Here is a 16877-nt window from a genome sequence, read left to right on the forward strand (position 1 = left end):
GTATAATATAGAAAAAACAACAAAGCCCAAAGAAATTTATATTCCCTTGGGCTTTATGAGATTGATAAACTTAGATTGTATTAATGACTAAAATAATATTCTAATACTTTTAACTTAAAAATATATTGATATTTGGCTTTAACAAAATCGTTTTGAGCATTCTCATACTGATATTTAGCTTGACTAAAATCAAAAGTATTCATTAAACCTACATTATGACGCTCTTGCGCATAACTAAACGCCTGTTGTTTTGCTTGTACCGTCTTTTCACTCGCTTCGTATAGCTTTTTAGCATTCGAAGCATCGTTATAGGCTTGATAAATGTTCTTCTCGGTAGTAAGTTCTGCTTGTTCTTTAGCAAATTGACTTTTTAGAAAATTTAATCGCTGACGTTTTACAGTTCCTAAAGTTGAAAATCCGTTAAAAATAGGAATATTAAGCGATAACCCTGCATACATACCTTTATTTGCATCAAGCTGTTGCCAAAAATCTTGCGCTTGCTTCTTACTCCATCGTGAACTATAACCCCATTGAGCAGAAAGACGTGGTGAATAAGCCGATTGTGATAAGCGTAAATTATTTTGAGCTACTTGCATATTTGCTTCGGCTAATTTTACATCGCTCATTACCTCTTTGGCACGCTCATAAATCTCTTCAGGAGTTTTATTGAGAATATCAGCAGAAGGTTGCTCAAAAGCACTATCTGCAATATCAAAATCTCGATAGTTTTTTAACAAAAGTAATTGTGCCAAACCCATTTTGGCAATAAAGAGAGCGTTTTCGGTAGCTATTATTTGCTGTTCTTGTGTGAGCAGTTGTGCTTCGGCTTCATAAATATCTCCTTTGGGTAAAGAACCTGTACCAATAAGTTCACGGGTACGCGTTAAACTTTCCTTTGAAATTTCTAACTGTGCTTTCAAATTCTTGATTTGTTCTTTATTGCTCAACACTTCGGCATAGGCATTGATAATCATCAATACTATATCGTCTTTCATTTTATCTAACTGATATTGAGAAGCTATACGATTAAGTTCCGCCTGATGTAACTTGCGCCAATTTTGTAGTCCTGCAAAAAGAGTAAGGTCTACGCTTACTCCTCCTGATGCCGATTGAAAGAAAGCATTTTCAAACTGATTGGTTACAGGATTGATATTTTTTCCCTCATTTAAGTTATAGGATGCGTTGCCATTCACCGAGGGCAAGAAACCTGCTTTGGCTTGCATTTTATCAATATCTGTGGTTTTTAAATCTATTTCCGATTGTTTAATAGATAGGTTATTTTCTTTGGCATACTGAATACAGTCGCTTAATGTCCACAGTTTTTGTGCTACTACTGAAAAAGGCAGTAAACAAAGTAAAAAAAATAACTTTTTCATCATTTAATTCTATTCAATAAGTTGATTTTATGTATAGTTTCCGAATTATTATATAAACAAAGTAATTCGTTCTTAACTATTTATCATTACAAAAAATACTTTGTTGGGACGCACTGCCTAACAAGGTATTTCTTTTTACCGTTTGTCCTCAATACCGAATTCTTTCCATTGTGTTTGAGGAATATCAATTTTTATGAGTTTTTTAATGAAAGATACTTTACTTTCTATTTCGGTAATAGTTTTACTAAGTTCTTGAGTCTTAGTTTTGAGGTCGGCTTTGAGTTTTTCTTGTTCGTTGTTGAGCGTTTCCATCTTCTTGCGGAGTTCTTCGAGCTTGGTAATGTCTTCGGCTTTCACGCCCAAAGGCAATTTGTCATTACGACCTTTTAACCCGTCAATCATCACTTGTGATTCGACTAAATTAGTTGAGTAAGTTTTCTTTGCCATAAGATATTTAATAAATTTTATGAAATAATTACTTGTTTTATTCGTTTTCCTAGATAGTTTTTTCAGTTCTCAACATAGGAAATCATTTTCCCGAGATAGTTTTTTTAGTTTTCTATATGAGAAAACGTTTTATTGAGATATATTTTTTAATTCTCTATATAGAAAATTGCTTTCCCCAGATAGTTTTCTCTTCTTTTATATAAGAAGCAGAAAAAGTATCTTTTGAGATTTCTCTGCAAAGGTATGTATTATTTTTTAATAAACAAAAGAAAAAGATTATTTATCGTAGAAAATCTTTCATTAATAGAAAAAAATGTGATAAATAAGAAAACTTTTTATATCAGTTGAGCCAACCGTTGAGTAAGGGCTTTACGGCTGTATTGTTCTACTTCTTTGGGGTTAGTTTTAAGTGTTTTATGTTGAAATTGATGATAAAACTCTACTATTTTGGCTTTCATTTGAGAGGCATCGGTATATCCCACAAAAGTACCTGTTTGTGTTTCAGTGAGAATAGGTGTAACATCCCAGTTATGAGGTCCTATGGCGAGAATAGGTCGCCCCGAAATCATATATTCAAACAGTTTACCCGCAATAATACCTTGTGTTTCTTCGGAATCTATTTCGATGAGCAACAATACTTGCGATTGCTTTTGCAAACTAATAGCTTCTTGATGGCTAATATAACCTTTATTAATATAATAAGGTGTAAGTCCGTTATGGCGAATATCTTCTTCGATTTCTTCACTTACTTTGCCTGCAAAACAAAGTGTGAAATCTTCGGCAAAATGAGGTTCTTCGTGTAGTAATTCAGCTAATATTTTCCACAGTATTTTGGGGTTTCTATCTGATAATAAGGAACCTATGTGCGAAACAAGGAATTTATTGGATAGGGGAGGGGTGATTGTTTTTTCCTCATCGTAACCATTGGTAATCACCTCAATAGGAGTATTGGTAAGCTGGTGAAAGTCTTTTTGCGTCTTGAAACTTGTTGTAATCACCAAGTCTGATTGTTGTAACACTTCTTTTTCCCAATAATGCTGACGTTTATCTGCCCATTTAGTAAGGCGTAAATCTTTATAATAACCAATAGTTGTCCACGGGTCGCGGAAATCGCTAATCCATTTGAGGTGAGGAATTTGTTTCTTTAACTCATAACCTATAAGGTGTACGCTGTGAGGAGGCGAAGTGGTGATAATAGTTTCTATCTGGTTTTCTTTTATAAACTTATTCAGATACTTTACAGAAGGTTTGACCCAGAATTTACGAGCATCGGGAATGAAGCAATTACCACGTATCCAAAGTAATACTTTATCTAAAATAGAAACTTTTTTACGCGGAATGATACCCGAACTAATCTTTTGGGTTTTCTTTTTAGAGAATAACGAAGCCCAAGCATAAGGTTCCCATATAGGATGTTTGATAATTTGTATATCAGTAGGCAAATCGTTTCCTATTTCATTGTCGATGATAGGATAAGTTGGGTTTTCAGGAATATATACAATAGGTTCTATATTAAAATCTCGTAAATATTTTACGAATTTTAACCAACGCTGTACACCAGGTCCGCCAGCAGGCGCCCAATAATAAGTGATGATAAGTACCTTTCTCATATCTTTTTCCCTATCTGTTATTTGACATAATATACATTATAACCATTTTACAATAGGTGTCTTTTTCTATGAAATAACACCGCTACCCACTAATTCATCTTCGTTGTACCAGGCAGCAAATTGTCCCTCAGTAATAGCACTTTGGGGTTCTGAAAAATGAATATACAAACCGTTTTCGACTTTGTATAAAACCGCTTTCTGTAATGGCTGACGATAGCGTATACGTACCATAAACTCTTTCGATTCATATACTTTTAATGCCAAATCTTCGCGAATCCAATGTTCATCAGGGGTTGCTATAAACAAAGCACTGCGGAACAATCCGCGATGTGTGTGTCCTTGTCCTGTATAGATGATATTCTTTTCGATATCAGTTTCTATAATGAACAAAGGTTCTTTGGTTCCTCCCACATTTAAGCCTTTGCGTTGCCCTTTAGTAAAATAATGAGCCCCTTGATGGATACCTACTTTTTTACCGTTTTCGGGTTGATATACAAAACGTTGTGATAAATATTTTAATTCATCTTCATAAGTTTCAAAAGTGCGTGGCATATCAAAGTCAGTATATCCTTTCCAATCATTGGGGATTTCAATAATATCACCTTGTTTGGGTTGTAGTTTTTGTTGTAGGAACTCGGGCAAACGCACTTTTCCTACAAAGCAAAGTCCCTGAGAATCTTTTTTATCAGCGGTTATCAAATCTTGAGCTTTGGCAATGGCTCTCACTTCCGATTTCTGCAATTCTCCAATAGGGAAAAGTGCTTTACTAAGTTGGTCTTGTGAAAGCTGACATAGGAAATACGATTGGTCTTTATTTTCATCTTTCCCCGATAGCAATCGGTAGATTTTTTTACCATTTATCTCTATTTCTTCTTTGCGACAATAGTGTCCCGTTGCTACGTAATCGGCACCTAAACTAAGGGCGAGCTTCATAAAGACATCAAACTTGATTTCGCGATTACACAATACATCGGGATTGGGCGTTCTGCCGTGTTCGTATTCATTAAACATATAATCGACAATACGGGCTTTGTAGGGTTCACTCATATCCACTGTTTGGAATGGAATACCAAGCTTTTCGGCTACTAAAAGCGCATCATTACTATCTTCTAACCAAGGACATTCATCTGAAATAGTAACTGAATCATCGTGCCAATTCTTCATAAAAAGTCCTATCACTTCATACCCTTGTTCTTTTAACAAATAGGCTGCTACACTACTGTCTACCCCTCCGCTAAGTCCTACTACTACTCTTTTCATTTTTATTCTTTCTTTAGGTTCTTCTTTTTGTAAAAATATAATACCAAAAGCATTACCAATATCAAAAGCAATAATGGATACACAAATACTTTTACTTGCCAACTGCTGGCTCTTTCGGCTACTTTTTCCTTATCTAAGAAAGCCAATTGTACTTTCTTATTACGCAAACTTAAAAACTCAGTATCGTCTAAGAGGTAGTTTAAAGCATTCTGCAAGAATGCTTTATTATCATAATATTTGTTTGTCCATTTATCAAATCCGAGTTCTAAGGGAATATTATTTTTGCTATCTATATCGTTTTTGATAATATCGCCATCAGCCACTACAAGCATTTTAGTAGGTTTGCTTCTATCAGCTTTTTCTTTAAGGTCTATGGGACGAATACGGTCTTTATAAACTGAGTTAAACTCTCCTTCCAAAAGCACTGCTAAGGGAATATTTCCGTGTTTGTAGGCTTCTTTATTCTGGTTATTGGGGTCGAAGCGCAAGTTAATTTCACGTGGGGTACCATCTGCTTTTGAGAAAGGTGAACTGGCGAGAAGCACTGTTTTCTTCACTCCATTTTTCAGCGTATCGATGCTATTGGCAAACTGAAACCTGACGGCATCTAAATGATTGTTGATAAGGTGATTATTACCTGAAATCACCAGCGGATTATATACCCAAGGAATAGGCATATAACGGGTTTGAGAGCCATCGCCTGTGGCTACTATGATTTCGGAGAAGTACAAATCGTTTACCAAAGTGTAATTGATACGGAAACCATATTGGAAAAACATATCAGTAAGGTTTAGATTGACGGGCATTGCCATTGTCATTCCGCCTGTTTTGTACATATCTTCTAAGGAAACCGCAACATTGTCAATCAGCCATAGAGCACGACCGCCATTCATTATATATTGGTCTACCACCTGCTTTTGGGCATCGGTGAAAGGCTCAGTAGGCTTAGGCACGAGCAGTAAATCGAATTTTTCGAGGTCGTGTAGAGTCTTCTCGGGGTTGGTAGCCACTGAATCGAGGGTGAAAGGTGCTATAAAGTAGTATTCGCGTGCTGTTTTGAGGAAGTCGGCCATATAGATATCTTCCAGCGCACCGTTACTTCTGAGCACTGCGATTTTCTTCTTTTTATCTAAGGCAAACTTATAGAGTGCATCGGTAAAATTGTATTCCAATTTCTGTACTGAGTTCTGTACCTGCTCTTGGTCGGTAGAGCCGAGTTTGTTCACAAAAAGGCGTACACGCTCGCTCTTCTTACCATCACTAATTACTGCCCAAGGGAAAATATACTCAATAGAAGATTTCCCCGCCTCGTTCTGAGTGATTTGCAGGGGCTGATAGCCATTGTTTATCAGCTCTTGAATCACACTTTCGGGGCGCTCCTCTCCTTCCAACGGGTTTACGAAATTGACGATAATGTTGTTATTGGCAGCTACATACTCATCTAATAACTGAATCGTTTCAGTCTGTAATTTCTTAAATTCGGTAGGGATATTGCCTTTGAGTAATACATCAATCACAATAGGATTCTGTATTTTAGCAAGCGTTTTCTTGCTCACCTCAGAAAGCGTATAACGTTTGTCTTGTGTGAGGTCTATCCGCGTATGCCATTGCTTGGCAATATAATTGACTGCAAGGAGGCACACCAAGGCTATAAGCACCTTGATAACAGTGTTTTGAAAGAGTTTTTTCATCGTTTGTAAGCTTTGAGTGATAAGGTAGTGAGGTATATGAAAAATAAGATAACAGAGAGGAAATACAGGATATTTCGGGTGTCGAGTACTCCCCTACTGATAGCGTCGAAATGCGTTTGGAAGCCCACTCCACCGAAATCATCAGGGGCTACAAAAGCGATAAGCTGGTCGATGCCAAAGAAGAAAAAGAAGCACAGAAAGGCAGCTAACACAAAGGAAATGATTTGGTTACTACTTATAGACGACGCCCATAAGCCTACTGCTGCAAAAGTGGCTACCAGCAAAAACAAGGCAATGTAAGAACCCACAGTGCCTGCTATATCTAAGTTGCCTACGGGATTGCCCAATACCCATATCATATATACGTATAAGACTGACGGCAAGAGGATTACAAGGAGCAAGAAGAGGATGCCCAAATACTTGCCGAGCACCATTTGCAGGGTGCTGACCGGTTTGGTGAACAAGAGGGCTAACATACCGCTTTTTTTCTCTTCGGAGATGCTTCTCATCGTAAGGGCAGGTACTAAAAAGACGAAAACCCAAGATGAAAGCCTAAAAAAAGGCAACATATCGGCGAAACCAGCATTGAAAATGTTGTAATCTGTTTTAAAGACCCATAGGAACAAGCCGTTGAGCACGATAAAGAGCCCAATGATAGTAAGACCAATGGGCGAAGTGAAGAAATAACGGATTTCTTTTTTGAATAGTGCGTACATTTTTATAGTTAAGAGTTAAGAAGTAAAGAGTTGTGATTACTTCCCTTTATTCTTAATGATTTTTCAGCGTGCAAAAGTACGAAAATAATATGATATTACCATCATAGAAGGGCAATAAAAGTTAGTAACAATTATCATAATTTCAAGAGTATTGGTTTTTATTGCGAAAAATGCAAAGCAAATTTTATTCTCTTTACCCTTTATAACGTTGTAAAAGTAAAAAATACTATATATGACAATATTTTTTCTATTCACCTTCCCTTCTCCCCTACTCTTCTAAATGCCGTTTTAAACACGTAGGATTAAGTTTATCAAATGAGAAAATTACACTTTTACAAGAAAAATCAAGATTTGTCAAAGCTTACATTTATAAGTGTGACAATATTTTTTTATCAAAAATTTTTGTGGTTTTAAAAAATGTCGTATATTTGTAAACTGAATGTAATAACAGAAAAACTCAACACTAAAACAGGAGAATGTTTAATATGAAAATGACAAAAGATGATTTACACAGTGCCCTGAAACACTACTTTGGTTTTGAAGCGTTTAAAGGGCATCAAGAAGAAATTATTACCAGCGTGATTAACAAAGAGAACACCTTTGTTATTATGCCTACAGGTGGTGGTAAATCATTGTGTTACCAATTACCTGCCTTAGTCTTGGAGGGAACTGCTATTGTTATCTCTCCGCTTATCGCTTTGATGAAAAACCAAGTGGATGCTATGCGTGGCATTTCATCAACCGATAGTATTGCCCACGTTCTCAACTCTTCACTTACTAAAAATGAAATTCGCGAGGTAATGGAAGACATCAGTGCAGGCAAAACGAAATTGCTTTATGTAGCGCCCGAGTCACTTATCAAAGAGGAATATGCTAACTTTCTCAAAACAGTAACAATCTCGTTTGTAGCAGTAGACGAGGCACACTGTATCTCGGAATGGGGACACGATTTCCGTCCTGAGTACCGCAATATTAGAACCATTATCGAGCGTTTGGGCAGTAATATACCTATTGTAGCGCTTACTGCTACGGCTACTCCTAAGGTGCAAGAAGATATCTTGAAGAACTTAGGAATGCAGGAGGCTAACGTGTTTAAGTCGTCGTTCAACCGCCCTAATCTTTATTATGAAGTACGCCCTAAGACCAAGAATGTAGATGCTGATATCATTCGTTTTGTAAAACAGAACAGTAAAAAATCAGGGATTATATACTGTCTCAGTCGTAAAAAGGTGGAAGACCTCGCGCAAACCTTACAAGTAAACGGCATTTCGGCAGTGCCTTATCACGCGGGATTAGATGCCAAAACACGCGCCAAGCACCAAGATATGTTCTTAATGGAAGAAGTAGATGTGGTAGTCGCAACTATCGCTTTTGGTATGGGTATCGATAAACCTGATGTGCGCTTTGTAATTCACCACGATATTCCTAAAAGTATAGAGAGTTACTATCAAGAAACCGGACGTGCCGGTCGCGATGGTGGTGAAGGGCATTGCTTGGCTTTCTACTCTTATAAAGATGTAGAGAAGCTGGAAAAATTTATGATAGGTAAACCTATAGCTGAGCAAGAAATAGGACAAGCACTCTTGCAAGATATTGTAGCCTATGCCGAAACCTCCAGTTCGCGCCGTAAATTTATCTTACATTACTTTGGTGAAGAGTTTGACGAGGTAAATGGCGAAGGTGCCAATATGGATGACAATGTGCGTTTTCCTAAAGAGAAGAAAGAAGCCAAAGACGATGTGGTGAAATTGCTAAACGTAATTATTGCAACCAAACAGAAATTTAAAGCTAAAGAGATTGTAAATACACTCATTGGAAAAGTGAGTGCTATTATCAAAGCACACCGCATTGACGAACAAGAGTTTTTTGGTATTGGGAAGGAAAAAGACGATGCTTACTGGATGGCACTCCTCCGTCAGGTAATGGTAAACGGACTCATACGCAAGGATATAGAAACTTACGGAGTGATGTTTATCACCGACAAAGGAAAGGAATTTTTAAAAGATGTACCTTCATTTATGATGACTGAAGACCACAGTTATGAAGAAGAACCCGAAGATATCAACAGTGCTAATGCAGTAGCAGCTGACCCTGTACTTCTTGAAATGCTCAAAGATTTGCGTAAGAAAGTAGCCAAACAGAAAGGGGTACCTCCATTTGTGGTATTCCAAGACCCTTCGCTAGAAGATATGGCTCTCAAATACCCTATTACTATTCAGGAGCTTACTAATGTACACGGTATAGGGGAAGGCAAGGCTAAGAAATATGGTAGTGAGTTTGTAAAGCTCATTGAGCGTTACGTAGAAGAGAATGACATTGTGCGCGCTGAGGATTTAATAGTAAAAACTACCGGGTCTAACTCAGCTTTGAAATTGTTTATCATTCAGAATATAGACCGCAAATTACCATTGCCTGACATCGCACAAGCCAAAGGATTAGAAATGGATGAGTTCCTCAAAGAAATGGAGCAAATAGTATATAGTGGTACCAAGCTGAATATTGATTATTGGGTGAATGAAATCTTTGATGAAGAGCAACAAGAAGAACTTCACGAATACTTTATGGAAGCTGAAAGTGATAAAATATCGTTAGCCTCTAAAGAGTTTGCCGGTGATTACGAAGATGATGAACTAAGAATCTACCGATTGAAATTTATCAGCGAAGTAGCAAATTAATACAAGAGGTCTTACATTTAACCAATAATAAAATAAGTAAGTTAGATTAAATAAAGTGTCTGAGAGTTAGTTATAATTTCTCAGACACTTTTTTTTAGTGAAAACGGTGTGAGCCACACAGGCAGGTACGAGCCACACGGGAAGATAAAATTAGTAGATGAGTTAATTAGCAAATTAGCAAATGGGGGTGGGAGAATAAAATAATGTAGATATAGAGAACTTACAGGAAAGACGAACAAAAGACGGTGCGAGCCACACGGGCAGATAGAGAAAAGACGAACAAATGACGAACAAATGACGATGCGATCCGCAGGGACAAATAAAGAATGAATGAAGGATAAATGGAAATAAAGTAAAGATAAGATGATTTAGAGTGTTATTATAAAACCTGAAAATCTTTTATTAAAGCCTGAAAATACGGGTAAATAAGGAGTATATAGAGTGTTATAAATACTTGTGAAAATAACTTCAAAAAAACATTAAGAAATATTTTTTAGTATCAAAATTATTTTGTACATTTGCACCGGTTTTTGAGAGACCTCTCAAAAATTGAGGCAATTTTATATTGCTATTAGATAAAAAAGAATTGTTAAATTAATATCAAATTTAAGACATTATGAGTAAACCAAAAACACTTTCCGTTGATAAATACGGAATTAAGAACGCTAATGTTCGTTATCAGTTAACTGCTGACGAACTACAACAAGAAACTTTGGATAAAAAATTAGGCGTTGAAGCTTCTTCAGGAGCTATTGCTATTAAAACAGGTAAATTTACAGGGCGTTCTCCTAAAGACCGTTTCATCGTAAAAGATGATATCACCAAAGATCGCGTATGGTGGGGAAGTATTAACATTCCTTTTGAACCTGCAAAATTTGACAAACTATATGAAAAAGTAGTAGCTTACTTATCTAACAAAGAAATCTACGTTCACGATGGTTATGTTTGTGCAGATCCTAAATACCGTACTAACATTCGTACCATTACTGAGCTTCCTTGGAGCAACCTTTTCGCTTACAATATGTTCTTGCGTATAGATGATAGCGAACTTCCTTCTTTCAAAGAAGATTGGTTGGTAGTAAATGCACCTGGTTTTGAAGCTGACCCTGCTGTAGATGGTACTCGTCAAGCTAACTTCGCTATCTTGAACTTCACCAAAAAAATTGCTTTGATTGGTGGTACAGGTTATACCGGAGAAATTAAAAAAGGTATCTTCTCAGCTATGAACTTTGAATTGCCTGTGTTCCGCAACACTATGCCAATGCACTGTTCAGCTAACGTAGGTAAAGGTGGTGATACTGCTATCTTCTTCGGCTTATCAGGTACTGGTAAAACTACTCTTTCAGCTGACCCTAACCGTCATTTAATTGGTGACGACGAACACGGTTGGACTCCTGAAAATACAGTATTTAACTTTGAAGGTGGTTGCTATGCTAAAGTAGTAGACCTTACTGCTGAAAAAGAACCTGAAATCTTTGCAGCTATCAAAAAAGGTGCTATCCTTGAAAACGTAATTATGGACGATAAAGGTGTAGTTGATTTCTCTCGCACTGATATCACTGAAAACACTCGTGTTTCTTATCCTATTTATCATATCGCTAATATTCAACCAGGTTCTATAGGTCATAACCCTAAAAACATCTTCTTCCTTACTTTTGATGCTTACGGTGTATTGCCTCCAATCTCTAAATTGACTCCTGAACAAGCTGCTTACCAATTCGTTTCTGGTTATACTTCAAAAGTAGCCGGTACTGAGGTAGGTATCACTACCCCTCAAAAAACTTTCTCTGCTTGTTTCGGTGCTGCCTTTATGCCACTTCACCCAGCTGAATACGGAAAACGTTTGGCTGAGAAAATCAAAGAAACTGGCGTAAATGTATGGTTGGTAAACACTGGTTACAACGGAAAAATGAAAAGATGTAGCTTGAAAGATACTCGTGCTCTTATCACTGCGGCTCTTACCGGCAAACTTAACAACGTTGAGTACAAAGAATTACCTATCTTTGGCTTCAAAGTACCTCAATCTTGTGAAGGTGTATCAGACCAAAGCATCTTGAACCCAGAAAATACTTGGAGTGACAAAGCACAGTTCAGTGCTAAACTCAAAGAATTGGCTGAATCATTTGTACAAAACTTCAAAGACAAAAAATTCGCTGAAGGTGCAAGTGCTGACGTCCTTGCTGGAGCTCCTAAATTGTAATTATTTAGATAACCATATTCAAAAGGCTGTTCATTTAAGAACAGCCTTTTATTTTTGTTTTTTACTAATATTATTACTACTTTTGCACCCCAAATACAATTTAAAGATAAAAAATGCTCGACAAATTAAATATCGTAAAACAACGTTTCGACGAAGTTTCGGACTTAATCATTCAACCTGATATTATTGCAGACCAAAAGCGCTATATCCAGCTCAACAAGGAATATAAAGACCTCAAAGAGTTGATGGATAAGCGCGATGAGTATATAAACGTAACTGGAAACCTACAAGAAGCTGAGGAAATTATTGCTGATGGCAGTGATGCCGAAATGGTGGAAATGGCAAAGTTACAATTAGAGGAAAGCAAAGAGCGTTTGCCTCAGTTAGAGGAAGAAATCAAGTATATGCTCATCCCAAAAGACCCCGAAGATGCTAAGAATGCCGTAATGGAAATTCGTGCAGGAACAGGTGGTGATGAGGCTTCAATCTTTGCAGGCGACCTATACCGTATGTATACCAAATACTGTCAAACCAAAGGGTGGAGTACCTCAGTAATGGACTTTAATGAAGGAACTGCTGGCGGGTATAAAGAGATTATCTTTGAAGTAACGGGAGACAATGTATATGGTACCTTAAAATTTGAAGCAGGCGTACATCGCGTACAACGGGTTCCTCAAACAGAGACACAAGGGCGTGTACACACTTCGGCAGCAACTGTAATTGTATTGCCAGAAGCTGAAGAATTTGATGTGGAACTTGATATGGCTGATGTGAAAATCATTCGTACTACTTCTACGGGACCCGGAGGGCAGTCGGTGAATACAACCTATTCGGCTATTCAGTTGCAACATATTCCTACAGGCATTGAGGTACGTTGCCAAGATGAGAAATCGCAACACAAGAATCTTGAAAAGGCACTTAAAGTATTGCGTTCACGTTTGTACGAAATGGAGCTAGCAAAGAAGATGGAAGCTGATTCTGCTCGTAGGAAATCAATGGTTTCCAGCGGTGACCGCTCAGCTAAAATACGCACTTATAACTATCCGCAAGGACGCGTAACCGACCACCGCATAGGTCTTACCCTTTATGATTTGCAAAATGTTATCAATGGTGATGTACAACGCCTTATCGATGAACTTCAATTGGCTGAAAATGCTGAGAAGCTAAAAGAAGGAGATGTTTTTTAAACTATTATTGAAAAAGAAAATAGCAATATTGTTATTGTAGCGATAGTAGCTGTTATATTCTTTTTGGCAATCCTATTTATTTTGTGAGATGGCAAAGAAGTATTATGTAGTATGGGAGGGACACCAAACGGGGGTCTTTACCTCGTGGGCTGAATGTAAGAAGGCTGTTAATAATTTTCCGAACGCTAAATACAAAAGTTTTTCTACCGAAGAAATGGCACAAAAAGCCTATGCAGGGAATTATGAAACGTACAAAGGTAAAAAGATAGAAGAACCTAAGTTTTCACCAGACGCATTAAAACTTATCGGGAAGCCTATTTTGCCTTCTATTGCGGTAGATGCTGCTTGTAGCGGTAACCCTGGTATAATGGAATATCGGGGGGTAGATACTGAAACACAAGCCGAGATATTTAGGCTTACGCCTATGAAAGATGGCACCAATAACATAGGGGAGTTTTTGGCTATAGTACACGCTTTGGCTTTCTTAAAACAACGCAATCTTACAATGCCTATCTATTCTGATAGTGAAATAGCAATGCGCTGGGTACAACAAAAAGTATGTAAAACTAAGCTTGGAAAGACATCTGATAATGCAAAAATATTTGAACTAATAACTCGTGCTGAAAAATGGCTACAAGAAAATACTTATCCTAATCGTATTCTCAAATGGGAAACCAAAGCGTGGGGCGAAAATCCTGCGGACTTTGGTAGAAAAGACTCTTAACTTTTCTTCCTAAATCTAAAAAATAAATGACTGATATTACTCTATCTGTACAACCTACTTCCAGTCCTGATATTATTAAATTGGAGGCAAATAAAGCCTTAGTAAAAGGTAGTTACGAGTATAAAAATATTGATGAAGCTAAAAACTCACCCTTAGCAAAAGAGCTGTTTTACCTTCCTTTTGTAAAGACAGTATATATCTCGAGTAATTTTATTGCGTTAAAACGATTTCCAATTATAGAATGGAAAGACGTACAAGAAGAAGTGGCACAGCAAGTATTGCTTTATTTACAGTCAGGGAGAGAAATTGTAAGCACTGAGGGTGAACAAAAGAAGGTTATTTCCGTATATACTGAAACAACACCTAATCCTTCGGTAATGAAGTTTGTAGCCAATAAACGTCTTGTTCCTACTATTATAGAATATAAGCATATAAAGGAGACTGATGAGGCTCCTATGGCTAAAGCTCTTTTCACTCAGTTTCCTTTTATTGAGGAGGTATTTTTTGATGATAACTATATTTCAGTTACTAAAAAAGATAACAAAGAATGGGCAATGGTTACTCCTAATATACGAGAATTCATTAAGAATTATCTTTCAGAAGGGCATACGCTTATTTCTTCTTCTGAAATTAAAAAACATCAGCAAGCAATACAAGAACGACTACTCTCTATGGTTACTACTGATGAGGTATCAAAACAAATTGTAGCTATTATAGATGAGTTTGTAAAACCTGCTGTAGCCTCTGATGGAGGAAATATTCAGTTTATTTCATACAATCCAGAAACGCATTACGTAGAGGTAATACTGCAAGGAGCTTGTAGTGGTTGCCCCTCCTCTACCCTAACCTTAAAAAAGGGAATTGAAGTCATTTTGAAAGATAAGCTACAAAACCCTTATATTAATGTAAACGCTCTTAACGGATAAGATAATTCTTCTGAAATAGAAAACCACGCCTTATATAGCGTGGTTTAGTTAAACAATTGTTGAAATGTGTAGTGTTGCGGTTACACGAAATTCTTCTTATTTATTTTTCAATAAATCTCTAATCTCAGTAAGTAACTCTTCTTGAGTAGGACCAGCTGGTGTAGCAGGAGCCTCTTCTTCTTTTTTCTGTTTGTTTAGCTTGTTGATACCTTTTAGAAGCATAAACAATACAAGTGCAATACAGAAGAAGTTAATTACAGCGGCAAGAAACTTACCATAAGCTACTCCATTCCATACCAAACCTTCTAAGTGTTCAGCACCCGTAGCTTTCAAAGCAGGTGTTAATAACAAAGGGGTAATAACATCAGACACTAATGATGATACAATAGCACCAAAAGCTGCCCCAATGATAACCCCGATGGCTAAATCGACTACGTTACCTTTTACAGCAAATTCTTTAAATTCTTTTAAAAATCCCATAATGATTCATTTTAAGTTTATAAAAATAATTTGTTACTTAATTCGGGGCAAAAATAATACTTTTTTCGGAAATACAAAAAGAAAAGGGACGAATTTCACAACTGTCCCTTTTCATCACTAACTAAAAAACTCAATCACTATGATGGTTAAGTATAACTTTACACAGTCATACTAAATATTTTGGTATTAGGCATTTTGCGTTGTAAGTGCAAATCGAAAGCCATACAGATATTTCTAATAAAAGGTTTTCCCTCATCGGGGACTTCTATATGATTGCCTGCTATATGCAGTAAACCATCGTTTTGCATCTCTTGAAGATGTGCTATTACTTCTGTTATTTCAGGAAACTGAAGAGATTCGTCGTTCCAAGAAGTAGTAAACTGACACATCAAGTTGAGGATATGACGCCTAATAATTAAATCTTCTTTATTGAGAATATGCCCTTTACACACGGGTATTTCATTCTTGTCAAGACGTGCATAATAAGCATCTAAATCTTTCTCGTTTTGGGCAAAACCGTACCAACTATCGCTGATAGAAGACATTCCTAAGCCTATCATCACTTGCGTTTTAGAGGCTGTATAGCCCATAAAGTTGCGATGCAATTGATGATTTTTGAAAGCCTTATACATACTATCAGTAGGTAAAGCAAAGTGATCCATTCCTATTTCGGCATATCCTGCTTTCAATAAGTATTGTTTTCCTACTTCATACAACTCTCGCTTTACTTCGCCTGTGGGCACATCTTCATCTTTAAAACCGCGTTGTCCACTGCCTTTTATCCAAGGTACGTGAGCATAGCTATAAAAAGCGATACGGTCGGGACGAAGAGAGTTACTCCTATCAATGGTGAAGAGTACATCGTCTAAAGTTTGAAACGGCAAACCAAAAACCAAATCGTGGCTTACAGAGGTATAGCCGATAGCTCTGGCTTGCTGGGTAACACGCTGTACATTCTCAAAAGGTTGAATGCGGTGAATGGCTTTTTGTACCTTAGTCGAATAATCTTGTACGCCATAACTCACGCGCCTAAAACCTAAGTCGTAAAGCGTTTGTAGGTGAGTTTTAGTGGTATTATTAGGATGACCTTCAAAACTAAATTCGTGAGCATCAGCTTTATCAGCACGTTCAAAAATACCTTCTATCAAACGGCGCAACTGCAAAGGTTCAAAAAAGGTAGGCGTACCTCCCCCCAAGTGTATTTCCTTAATACGAGGGCGTTCTTCCAAAAAATCAATGTATAACTGCCATTCTTTAAGTATTGCCTCTATATAAGGGGCTTCCATTTCGTGACGCTTAGTAATGCGTTTATGACAACCACAGAAAGTACAAAGACTCTCACAGAAAGGCAAATGAATGTATAGGCTAATCCCTTCGGTACTATTGCTCTCAGCATAGGATTTTCGTAAGCTCTCTAACCATTTTTCAGTAGAAAAAGTACTACTATCCCAATAGGGAACAGTAGGATAGCTAGTATAGCGAGGTCCAGCTACATTGTATTTTTGAATGAGAGATATTGCCATTTTCTGTAAAAACGGGGCAAAGGTATAAAAAAAGTGGAAAGTGAAAAGAGAAAAGAAAAAAA

General features: G+C 37.1%; 13 protein-coding genes. 5 read left to right on the plus strand and 8 right to left on the minus strand.

Annotated features, from left to right (window positions below):
- Positions 1-80 precede the first annotated feature (80 nt).
- The 6 genes from HW279_RS09270 to gldF all read right to left on the minus strand — a co-directional run bounded on the left by HW279_RS09270 (position 81) and on the right by gldF (position 7100).
- Positions 81-1379 (minus strand): TolC family protein, encoded by a 1299-nt coding sequence (locus HW279_RS09270; protein WP_178958761.1) that lies wholly within the window; start codon positions 1377-1379, stop codon positions 81-83.
- A gap of 132 nt (positions 1380-1511) precedes the next feature.
- A complete protein-coding gene (locus tag HW279_RS09275; RefSeq protein WP_178958762.1) occupies positions 1512-1823 on the minus strand; it encodes a membrane-binding protein in 312 nt (103 codons plus the stop codon).
- Between the two features lie 335 nt (positions 1824-2158).
- Positions 2159-3433, minus strand: coding sequence for a glycosyltransferase (locus HW279_RS09280; protein ID WP_178958763.1), 1275 nt, complete (start codon positions 3431-3433; stop codon positions 2159-2161).
- Between the two features lie 66 nt (positions 3434-3499).
- Positions 3500-4693: a tRNA 2-thiouridine(34) synthase MnmA gene (gene mnmA, locus HW279_RS09285; RefSeq protein WP_178958764.1), complete on the minus strand. Its 1194-nt coding sequence runs from the start codon at positions 4691-4693 to the stop codon at positions 3500-3502.
- 2 nt (positions 4694-4695) lie between these two features.
- Positions 4696-6384 carry a gliding motility-associated ABC transporter substrate-binding protein GldG gene (gldG, locus tag HW279_RS09290; protein WP_178958765.1) on the minus strand — a complete coding sequence of 563 codons (1689 nt, stop codon included), beginning with the start codon at positions 6382-6384 and terminating at the stop codon, positions 4696-4698.
- Positions 6381-7100, minus strand: a complete 720-nt coding sequence (gldF, locus tag HW279_RS09295) for a gliding motility-associated ABC transporter permease subunit GldF (RefSeq protein WP_178958766.1) — start codon at positions 7098-7100, stop codon at positions 6381-6383. Before gldF ends, gldG begins: the two co-directional genes overlap by 4 nt.
- Positions 7101-7585: 485 nt before the next feature.
- On the opposite strand from gldF, the gene recQ reads away from it, so the two are divergent.
- The 5 genes from recQ to HW279_RS09320 all read left to right on the plus strand — a co-directional run bounded on the left by recQ (position 7586) and on the right by HW279_RS09320 (position 14812).
- Positions 7586-9775: a DNA helicase RecQ gene (gene recQ / locus HW279_RS09300; RefSeq protein WP_178958767.1), complete on the plus strand. Its 2190-nt coding sequence runs from the start codon at positions 7586-7588 to the stop codon at positions 9773-9775.
- A gap of 616 nt (positions 9776-10391) precedes the next feature.
- Positions 10392-11975 carry a phosphoenolpyruvate carboxykinase (ATP) gene (gene pckA, locus HW279_RS09305; protein WP_178958768.1) on the plus strand — a complete coding sequence of 528 codons (1584 nt, stop codon included), beginning with the start codon at positions 10392-10394 and terminating at the stop codon, positions 11973-11975.
- Between the two features lie 113 nt (positions 11976-12088).
- Positions 12089-13162, plus strand: a complete 1074-nt coding sequence (gene prfA / locus HW279_RS09310; protein WP_178958769.1) for a peptide chain release factor 1 — start codon at positions 12089-12091, stop codon at positions 13160-13162.
- Positions 13163-13250: 88 nt separating this feature from the next.
- Positions 13251-13886, plus strand: a complete 636-nt coding sequence (locus HW279_RS09315) for a viroplasmin family protein (RefSeq protein WP_178958770.1) — start codon at positions 13251-13253, stop codon at positions 13884-13886.
- Positions 13887-13912: 26 nt separating this feature from the next.
- Positions 13913-14812 carry a NifU family protein gene (locus HW279_RS09320; protein WP_178958771.1) on the plus strand — a complete coding sequence of 300 codons (900 nt, stop codon included), beginning with the start codon at positions 13913-13915 and terminating at the stop codon, positions 14810-14812.
- 96 nt (positions 14813-14908) lie between these two features.
- Here HW279_RS09320 and mscL read toward each other — a convergent pair whose 3' ends face one another.
- Positions 14909-15292, minus strand: a complete 384-nt coding sequence (gene mscL / locus HW279_RS09325; protein ID WP_009417159.1) for a large conductance mechanosensitive channel protein MscL — start codon at positions 15290-15292, stop codon at positions 14909-14911.
- 158 nt (positions 15293-15450) lie between these two features.
- Positions 15451-16815: an oxygen-independent coproporphyrinogen III oxidase gene (gene hemN, locus HW279_RS09330; protein WP_178958772.1), complete on the minus strand. Its 1365-nt coding sequence runs from the start codon at positions 16813-16815 to the stop codon at positions 15451-15453.
- Positions 16816-16877: the final 62 nt, after the last annotated feature.

Origin of the sequence: Capnocytophaga sp. oral taxon 903, assembly GCF_013394785.1 — a bacterium.
GTDB classification, from domain to species: domain Bacteria; phylum Bacteroidota; class Bacteroidia; order Flavobacteriales; family Flavobacteriaceae; genus Capnocytophaga; species Capnocytophaga ochracea.